Annotated in this window: 7 protein-coding genes and 1 pseudogene; 5 read left to right on the top strand and 3 right to left on the bottom strand. The window is 44.1% G+C overall.

What is annotated here, in order from left to right; all coding sequences use genetic code 11:
- From BN93_RS15545 to BN93_RS15530, 4 genes and pseudogenes are all read left to right on the top strand, one after another.
- Positions 1 to 565 (top strand): annotated as a pseudogene (locus BN93_RS15545) (conjugal transfer protein MobB); the annotation flags it as partial.
- 13 nt (positions 566 to 578) lie between these two features.
- Positions 579 to 2,591 carry a conjugal transfer protein MobC gene (gene mobC / locus BN93_RS15540; RefSeq protein ID WP_019189209.1) on the top strand — a complete coding sequence of 671 codons (2,013 nt, stop codon included), beginning with the start codon at positions 579 to 581 and terminating at the stop codon, positions 2,589 to 2,591.
- Between the two features lie 304 nt (positions 2,592 to 2,895).
- Positions 2,896 to 3,099 carry a hypothetical protein gene (locus tag BN93_RS19130; protein ID WP_004584101.1) on the top strand — a complete coding sequence of 68 codons (204 nt, stop codon included), beginning with the start codon at positions 2,896 to 2,898 and terminating at the stop codon, positions 3,097 to 3,099.
- A gap of 29 nt (positions 3,100 to 3,128) precedes the next feature.
- A complete protein-coding gene (locus BN93_RS15530; protein ID WP_019189207.1) occupies positions 3,129 to 4,166 on the top strand; it encodes a PDDEXK nuclease domain-containing protein in 1,038 nt (345 codons plus the stop codon).
- A 42-nt stretch (positions 4,167 to 4,208) separates the two neighbouring features.
- On the opposite strand, the gene BN93_RS15525 is transcribed toward BN93_RS15530, so the two are convergent.
- The 3 genes from BN93_RS15525 to BN93_RS15515 form a co-directional block, all read right to left on the bottom strand.
- On the bottom strand, positions 4,209 to 4,535 hold the full coding sequence (locus tag BN93_RS15525) for an RteC domain-containing protein (protein ID WP_044261135.1): 327 nt from the start codon (positions 4,533 to 4,535) through the stop codon (positions 4,209 to 4,211).
- A 373-nt stretch (positions 4,536 to 4,908) separates the two neighbouring features.
- Positions 4,909 to 5,508, bottom strand: a complete 600-nt coding sequence (ribA, locus tag BN93_RS17205) for a GTP cyclohydrolase II (protein WP_084768863.1) — start codon at positions 5,506 to 5,508, stop codon at positions 4,909 to 4,911.
- Positions 5,509 to 5,559: 51 nt separating this feature from the next.
- Positions 5,560 to 6,171 carry a TetR/AcrR family transcriptional regulator gene (locus BN93_RS15515; RefSeq protein WP_019189204.1) on the bottom strand — a complete coding sequence of 204 codons (612 nt, stop codon included), beginning with the start codon at positions 6,169 to 6,171 and terminating at the stop codon, positions 5,560 to 5,562.
- Between the two features lie 215 nt (positions 6,172 to 6,386).
- Here BN93_RS15515 and BN93_RS15510 point away from each other — a divergent pair, with 215 nt between their 5' ends.
- Complete coding sequence (locus tag BN93_RS15510) at positions 6,387 to 7,781, top strand: DUF3945 domain-containing protein (protein WP_019189203.1); 1,395 nt, start codon at positions 6,387 to 6,389, stop codon at positions 7,779 to 7,781.
- The last annotated feature ends 79 nt before the right edge of the window (positions 7,782 to 7,860 follow it).

Here is a 7,860-nt window from a genome sequence, read left to right as displayed (position 1 = left end):
GGGACTTCTCTACTTTGCCACGGATGACAAGGGGAATAAAGTCGGAAAAGTATTCAAATCCTCTCTCTTTGGGAAGTCTGTCGGATATGAAGCTCTGCAAAATAGATTCAAGGCGTCAAAGGAGAAACTGAAGGAAAAGCATCTTGCTTCTAAGACCAAAGCAATCGTAGCCGGAGCATTGAAGCGTTCTGCCACAAGAGAGGATTTCAGTGGGAACCTTCATCGCAGGGGTATTGATGTCATCTTCCGAGAGAACGAGGAAGGGCGGCTCTATGGTGTCACCTTTATAGACCATAACAACGGCTGTGTCGTCAATGGCTCACGATTGGGCAAGGAACTTTCGGCAAACGCCGTTGCCGAGTGGTTCGACCGCCCGCATCCCGAACTGTCTGCTCCTATACAGCAGAGTGAGAAAGGCAGTATTCCCCAAACTCAGACTTCGGACGGAGATTCCGTCTTGGGCGGTTTACTTGACCTGTCCTTGGAGACACACGGAACGGATTGGGAGGAAGAACAGTTCCGCAGACGGATGCAGCGCAAGAAAAGAAAACAACGTAAACTCTAAAAACAGAAAGATTATGTCACAACAAGAAGACGATTTGAGAGCACTGGCGAAAATCATGGATTTTCTGCGTGCCGTAAGTATCATACTGGTGGTTGCCCATCTCTATTGGTATTGCTATGAAGCCATCAAACTATGGGGGCTGAACATCGGTGTGGTGGACAGGATACTGATGAATTTCCATCGCACGGCGGGACTATTTGGAAATATGCTTTACACCAAGCTCTTTGCGCTGGTACTGATGGGGCTTTCCTGTTTGGGTACAAAGGGCGTGAAAGAAGAGCATATCACGTGGTCGAAAATATGGGCATTTATGGGTGTCGGCTTTGTCTTTTTCTTCCTCAATTGGTGGGTACTCGCCTTGCCTCTGCCCATTGAAGCCAATGCGGTTCTCTATACCTTTACGATAACTGTCGGGTATGTGTGTCTGCTGATGGCGGGACTCTATATGAGCCGACTCTTGAAGAACAACCTGATGGAAGATGTCTTCAATCAGGAGAACGAATCCTTTATGCAGGAGACAAAGCTTTTGGAGAACGAGTACTCGGTCAATCTGCCGACCCGATTCTATTACCGCAAGAAGTGGAACAGAGGGTGGATAAACGTCGTGAATCCTTTTCGTGCGGTCTCCGTCTTGGGGACACCGGGCAGCGGTAAGTCCTATGCCATCATCAATAATTTTATCAAGCAGCAAATCGAAAAAGGTTTTGCCATCTACTGCTACGACTTCAAGTATCCCGACCTCTCCACGATTGTTTACAACCATCTGCTGCATCACTCGAAAGGATATAAGGTCAAACCGAAGTTTTACGTGATCAACTTCGACGACCCTCGTCGGTCGCACCGCTGCAATCCGATACACCCCGATTTCATGAGCGACATTTCAGATGCCTACGAGTCGGCGTACACCATCATGCTCAACCTCAACAAGACGTGGGTACAGAAACAAGGAGATTTCTTCGTGGAGTCGCCAATCGTACTCTTTGCCGCTATCATTTGGTATCTCCGCATTTTCGAGGGAGGAAAATACTGTACCTTTCCGCACGCTATTGAGTTTCTCTGCCGTAAGTATGAAGACATTTTCCCAATACTGACTTCTTATCCCGAATTGGAGAATTACCTTTCTCCTTTTATGGACGCTTGGCTCGGAGGGGCGGCTGACCAGTTGCAAGGGCAGATAGCCTCCGCCAAGATACCCTTGTCAAGGATGATAAGTCCGCAGCTCTATTGGATTATGACAGGAGATGATTTCACACTCGACATCAATAATCCCAAGGAGCCTAAAATCCTATGCGTAGGAAACAATCCTGACAGACAGAATATCTACGGAGCGGCATTGGGATTGTATAATTCGCGTATCGTCAAGCTCATCAATAAGAAAGGGATGCTGAAAAGTTCCGTGCTCATCGACGAGCTACCCACCATCTATTTCAAGGGGTTGGACAACTTGATTGCCACCGCACGAAGCAACAAGGTGGCGGTATGCTTGGGCTTTCAGGACTTTTCGCAACTGAAGCGCGATTATGGAGACAAGGAAGCTGCTGTAGTGATGAATACTGTCGGAAACATTTTCTCCGGACAGGTGGTCGGCGAGACGGCAAAGACTTTATCGGAGCGTTTCGGAAAGGTGCTTCAAAAGCGACAGAGTATGAGTATCACCCGCAGCGACAAAACGACCTCCATATCCACGCAGATGGACAGCCTTATCCCACAGAGTAAGATTTCCACGCTCACACAGGGAATGTTCGTAGGAGCGGTCGCCGATAACTTCTCCGAACGTATCGAGCAGAAGATATTCCACTGTGAGATTGTGGTTGACAATGCGAAAGTTGCAAAGGAAACGGCTGCTTACCGCCCGATACCCATTCTGACAGACTTCACGAATGAAAACGGAGAGGATATGATGGAGCAGGAAATCAAGGCAAACTATGACCGTGTCAAGACGGAGGTGCGGGAAATCGTGGAACGGGAGTTGCAACGAATTTCCGACGATCCGGAACTCTCCAAACTGCTCAATACCAAGAAATAATGGCTGTTTTTCTTGGCTCTAAGGCAGAATTTTTGTATTTTTGAACACGCTAATTGATGACACTATGAATTGTTTTAATCATACCCAAGAACCGGCGGTAGCCCAATGTTCCGATTGCGGAAAAGGGCTGTGTCCCGAATGTGCGGAAAGGTATCAGCCGATACTCTGTACACCTTGTTTTCAGAAAAGAAAACGTAGTGAGATTTGGCGAAGCATCTTCAGTCTGTTGTTTCTCATCGCCTTGTTTGTCATAGGTTTCAGATGGAATTTCTTAGCAACCAAAGGTTTTGAGGATATGAGATGGATGTCCGGATATGTGCTGATGGCGATATGGTCAGGCTATCTCTTCGCTGAGAAGTTCATTCCCTATAAAATGATTGCAGGAACAAACTGGCAGTGGGTATTTTACTATATCTTCAAACTCCTCCTCTTTGTCATCATAGGAGTCTTCACCGCTCCTTTCACCTGCCTGTGGGCTGTCTATAGAGTTATCAGGGCTTTTCGATAGAACTTGTGGAAACCTTATAAGAAAAGAATATGAGTATGCATAATATATCGCTCACTTCGACAGAATACCAAAGTTTCAGAGACGAGATAACCAAGCGCATTCGCTCCGCACAATACGAGGCGTTGAAAGCTGTCAATAAGGAGATGATAGCCCTTTACTGGGAAATTGGCATGCGTATTACAGTACAGCAGACAGCACTCGGCTGGGGAAAATCTGTTGTGGAAAACCTTTCCCAAGATATTCAAAAGGAGTTTCCGGGCATACAAGGATTCAGTGCGAGAAATATGTGGGATATGGCACGATTCTACTCTGAATATCAATCAAATGAAATTCTGCAACCATTGGTCGCAGAAATCAGTTGGACAAAACATATCGTCATTCTGACCAAGTGTAAGGAGACACAACAGAGACAGTTCTACATCTTGGCAACCAAGAAATACGGATGGACGAAAGACGTGCTGATACACAAAATAGAATTGAAGACGTATGAGAACTTCCTGCTCGGACAAAGCAATTTTGATACCACGCTACCCGAAAACATTCGTAATCAAGCCGTCCTTGCCGTAAAAGACGAGTACACTTTGGATTTTATCGGATTGGGCGAGGGGCATTCGGAATATGAGCTGGAACAGGCTATCATCAAGAATATCCGCTCTTTTCTGATGGAGTTCGGAACGGACTTTTCGTTCATGGGAAATCAGTACCGACTGGAAGTGGATGGCAGGGAGTATTTTATTGACCTGTTGCTATATAACCGTCGCTTGCAGGCAATGATAGCCGTGGAGCTGAAAATCGGTGAGTTTAAGCCTGAGTACAAAGGGAAGATGGAGTTTTATCTCAATGTCCTGAATGAGACGGTTAAGTTGCCGCATGAAAACCCTGCCATCGGCATCATCATTTGCAAATCCAAAAGCAGGACGATTGTGGAATATGCCCTCAAGACTTCAGCAATGCCCATCGGTGTGGCGACATACAGCCTTTCGCCCGAACTGCCCGAAGCCTATAAGGAACTGCTTCCGGCATCCGAGGATATAGCCAAGAAATTGGAACTGCTTATCAAAGAATAAGACAGAGGGAGATACTCCGAATCAGAGTATCTCCCTTTTGATTTACCGCTTCTTGAACTTGCCGCCTTTCAGGTCACTCTCCACCATACGCTTGTTCAGCTCCTCTCGGAGTTCATCAAGAAAATAGGTGCGGCTGTCATCCTTGCGGCGTTTCATGTTCATATAGACGTTGTAGCAGTTCTTGATTTCCACACCAAAGATTTCGGAAAAGGCATCTGCCAATTCTTCTATACCGATTTCTCCATAGTTGATGCAGTTGCAGGTATCAAGAGCATAGAGCAATTCTACCAAGTCCACGACTTTACCCGTCCAACAAAACTTCTTACCAGATTTACTAGGTAAATCTGGTAGAAGTCCCTGCATTTGCATTTTTAACAGTTCTAATTCAGTATTAATGACAGACAATAATTCTGCCACATTTTTCCCCCTCTCCGTCCGATGACGGGTTCTTTTGCAGGGATTGTAATCGGAATCGAGTGTAACAGAGGATACGGAGTAGAGAAATGTTATCATTCTCTTCTGCATTCAAATTAATGATCTCTTTGATTAATTCATCTGTTGCAATCTGTTGCTCTGTAGCAGATGAATTATTCGAAGAGATTACTCTGAACGAAAATGTCTTGACTAATCTTTTCATATGCTTTTTATTTTGAATTATGATTAGAGATAATAGTAAAGCCAACTATCATTTTCATAATCTTCTTTATGATCTACCGAACTTATTCCCAACTTTAAGGCTAATTCATACATTTTTCAACCAGTGCCCCATTTTATTCTTTTTTGTTTCTAAGTAAAATTTATTCTCTGGATTTGAATCAATTTCAATAGGAACAATATCTATAAATTTAAAACCAGCTTGTTTCAACGACTCAACCTTATCAGGATTATTGGTTATCAATCTGATTTTATTAACATTCAGGTCTTCTAAAATTTTGCAACCTATCATGTAATCTCGTTCATCTGCACGAAACCCGAGTGCTAAATTAGCTTGGACTGTATCTAATCCCTCATCTTGCAATTGATAAGCATGTATTTTATTGAAAATGCCTATTCCTCTACCTTCTTGATTTAAATAGATAATTATTCCTGTTCCTTCTTTTTCAATCATCCGCATTGATTCGTGTAATTGTGCTCCACAATCACATCTACACGAACCAAAAATATCCCCTGTCATACATGAAGAATGTATTCGAACTAATACGCTATCAGATTCTTTCCATTCCCCTTTTAGTAATACCAAATGTTCTAGCCCATTAGACTGTTGGATATATGGAGTCGCTAAAAAATATCCGTATTCTGTTGGCAATTTTGATGTTGCCCCTCTCTTAATCAATGTTTCCATTTTTCTTCTTTTTTTATAATATACCGATTGGTATATTCTTTGGTAAAAAAATTATTTTTTCAATCCTTTTATAATATCTTCTAACTGTTTTAAGGCATTCTCAAAATATTCTTTCTTATCAAGAACCTTAGCCATCATAAAACCACCTTCAACTAAAGAAATCATTATTTCCGCAATTTGATTAGGGTCTGTTTGTGATTTTATTTGTTCTTCTGAAATACCTTCTTTTATAACGCTAACAAGAGAGTTTTCTATCCTCAATACTATATTTTGTACTATTTTTTTTAATTGAGGGTGTGTATCATCTGCATCTACGGCAGTATTAATAATTGGGCACCCACCCATTTCAATAATATTATTATATCTTTTTTGATAAGTCTTGGGCAAAGTTAATAATCTCTCAAGTGGGGAAATTGAATTATTGGATATCTCTTCAAAAAAAGAACTTGTTATAACGGTTAGGTTGTACTTAAAAGCCTCAATAGCGACAGCGTCTTTATTCTTAAAATTACCGTAAATACTACCTTTAGTTAAGCCTGTTGCTTCTGTTAAATCTGATAATGAAGTCCCAACATACCCTTTCTTGTTAAATATAGGAGCAACTTGCTCAATGATAAATTGAGTGGTTTTTTCAGCCTTGCTATATTTCCTTTCTTTTTCCATACCGCAAAGATATACCATTCGGTATAAACCTGCAAGCTTTTATGGGAGAATTTTGCTAGATTAGCATATATATATGGTAGTTGTTGTTCATAATAGCCACTTCTATCCATATCGACGCCACAAGTACGCAGTTATCTCAAACCTATAACATACACTGTTTCTTTGGTTTACTTTTGCCCGTGCACCGCTGTTGGTGCCATTAAATACATAGTAACATGGACGAAAAAATCAAAGACCAAGAAGTCCTTTTGGTCAAGGATCAGAAAGACGAGAATCTCAAAGCCGTCACAGGTACGGACGAGAAAGGCGGACTGAAAACCGTTCCGCCCACCGCCGAGCATGAACAGAGCTTCCTGAAGTTCGACAAGCACAGCAATGCGCTGGAGAATTTCCTCTCCAACTTCATGCGTCAGTTCAAGCATCCCACACCGCTGAACTTCTTCAAAGTGCCTTTTGAGAGTGCCGTTGCCAGCGCACGGGTTCTCTCCGAGATGCTCAAAGCTCCGGAAGTCCCCTCCAATAAGGAGATGCTGGATTCCGCCCGTATCAATCCTGCGGACTATGCAGGGGAGCAGAAACAGTCCTTCCAAGGCATTGACCCCGACAAGGTGAAGTGGGAGCAGTTCGAGCAGATGGGCGTAAGCCGTGAAAGTCTGGAAAAGGGCAAGCATCTTGATGACCTGCTTCAATATCGCAAGACTCCGCTTGTTCCCATCAGCATCAAAATCGGCGAAGTCTCCCTCTACACCGATGCCCGTCTTTCCCTGAAAGCCTCCGGAGACGGTATGTTTATCCCCGTCATCCACGCCATCCGCAAGGAGCCGCAATTGGAGCGCGAGTTCTTCGGGCATACCTTCACCGACGAGGACAAGAAAGCCCTCAGAGAAACGGGTAATCTCGGTCGCACCGTGGAGCTGACCTTCCCCGGCAAAGATGAGCCGACCCGCAGTTTCGTGAGTATCGACCGCCTAACGAACGACATCATCGCCCTGAGTGCCGACAGAGTACGCATTCCCGATGAAATCAAGGGTGTGAAACTGAGCGATGAGCAGAAAAAGGAACTCTCGGAAGGCAGAAGCATCTATGTGGAGGGCATGACCTCCAAAACGGGAAAGCATTTCAATGCCAACCTTCAATTCAATGCCGACAAGCGGTCTATTGAATTTCGTTTCGGCTCTCCCAAGCAAGAACAACGCCAAAGACAAGCTCCCGAAGGACAGGAACAAACGGAGCAGAAAGAACTGCGTGTCCCTAAGAAGATGTTGGGACGTGACATCTCTCCCGAAGAGCAAGCGAAACTCAAAGCAGGTCAGACGGTCTATATGACCGGGCTTATCGACAAGAAGGGAGAGCCTTTCAATGCCTATGTGCGTCCAAACTTCGAGAAGAACAAGTTTGACTTCCTCAAATGGAATCCTGACAAGTCCCAAGCCAAAGAGGTTACTCCCGACAATGCTTCCCGCACGCAGGTCGCCGTCAATTCCGAAGGTAAGACCAACGAGGCTACCAAGCATGTGAAGGAGCCGCTCAAGCAGGGACAGACAGAGCCTACCACGGGGCAGGAACAAAAGCAAGAAGAGAAAAAGCGTTCCAAGGGGATGAAAATGTAATCCGCCACCACTAATATCCCAAAAGTAAGAACAAATGAAAGTCATCATAGCAGAAAAGCCGAGCGTAGCTCGTGAAATT

Origin of the sequence: Prevotella conceptionensis 9403948 (assembly GCF_000312305.1) — a bacterium.
GTDB classification, from domain to species: Bacteria; Bacteroidota; Bacteroidia; order Bacteroidales; family Bacteroidaceae; genus Prevotella; species Prevotella conceptionensis.
Note: the sequence above shows the minus strand (reverse complement) of the source record. Positions and strands in the feature narration are given on the sequence as shown.

Coding starts and splice junctions, on each gene's coding strand:
- mobC (WP_019189209.1), top strand. CDS start 579: ATGTCACAACAAGAAGACGATTTGAGAGCACTGGCGAAAATCATGGAT.
- BN93_RS15530 (WP_019189207.1), top strand. CDS start 3,129: ATGAGTATGCATAATATATCGCTCACTTCGACAGAATACCAAAGTTTC.
- BN93_RS19130 (WP_004584101.1), top strand. CDS start 2,896: ATGTCCGGATATGTGCTGATGGCGATATGGTCAGGCTATCTCTTCGCT.
- BN93_RS15515 (WP_019189204.1), bottom strand. CDS start 6,171: ATGGAAAAAGAAAGGAAATATAGCAAGGCTGAAAAAACCACTCAATTT.
- BN93_RS15525 (WP_044261135.1), bottom strand. CDS start 4,535: ATGCAAATGCAGGGACTTCTACCAGATTTACCTAGTAAATCTGGTAAG.
- ribA (WP_084768863.1), bottom strand. CDS start 5,508: ATGGAAACATTGATTAAGAGAGGGGCAACATCAAAATTGCCAACAGAA.
- BN93_RS15510 (WP_019189203.1), top strand. CDS start 6,387: ATGGACGAAAAAATCAAAGACCAAGAAGTCCTTTTGGTCAAGGATCAG.